This window comes from Cellulomonas sp. P4_A2, assembly GCF_056402515.1.
In genome coordinates this window covers 1-439 of record NZ_JBFUHG010000122.1, presented here as the reverse complement: position 1 = coordinate 439, position 439 = coordinate 1, and the positions used below count along the sequence as shown (strand labels likewise).

The following is a 439-nucleotide window of genomic DNA, read 5'->3' as shown; positions in this document are numbered from 1 at the left end:
CCGCGTCGAGGCCAAGGCCGCGAGCGCCGAGCTGCGGGGCGTCGGCCGCCTGGGCGACGTCACGTTCGAGGGCGCCGAGGGCGTCGTCAAGCTCGACGAGGCCGCCAGCGTGAAGCTGACCACCCTCACCGGCGACGTGACGGTGGGCCGCCTCGGTGGTCCCGCCAACATCAGCACCGGCAAGGGCTCGATCAGGATCGCCGAGGCCGTCCGCGGCTCCGTCGTCCTGAGCACCCAGGCCGGCGACGTCACGGTCGGCGCCGCCGCGGGCGTCTCCGCGTCCCTGGACGCCGGCACGTCCTACGGCCGGATCCAGAACTCGCTGAAGAACACGGGCGACGCCGAGCTGGCCATCCGCGCGACGACGGCCTACGGCGACATCGCGGCCAGCAGCAACTGACCGCACACCGGTCCGCCCGCCGCGTCGTCTCGACGCGGC

The 439-nt window shown here is 74.5% G+C and carries 1 protein-coding gene; it reads left to right on the top strand.

Going from position 1 to position 439, the window contains the following annotated elements:
• Positions 1-400: DUF4097 family beta strand repeat-containing protein (locus AC1DUE_RS20380; protein ID WP_477041222.1), on the top strand; the 400-nt coding region annotated here is incomplete at its 5' end.
• Positions 401-439 lie beyond the last annotated feature (39 nt).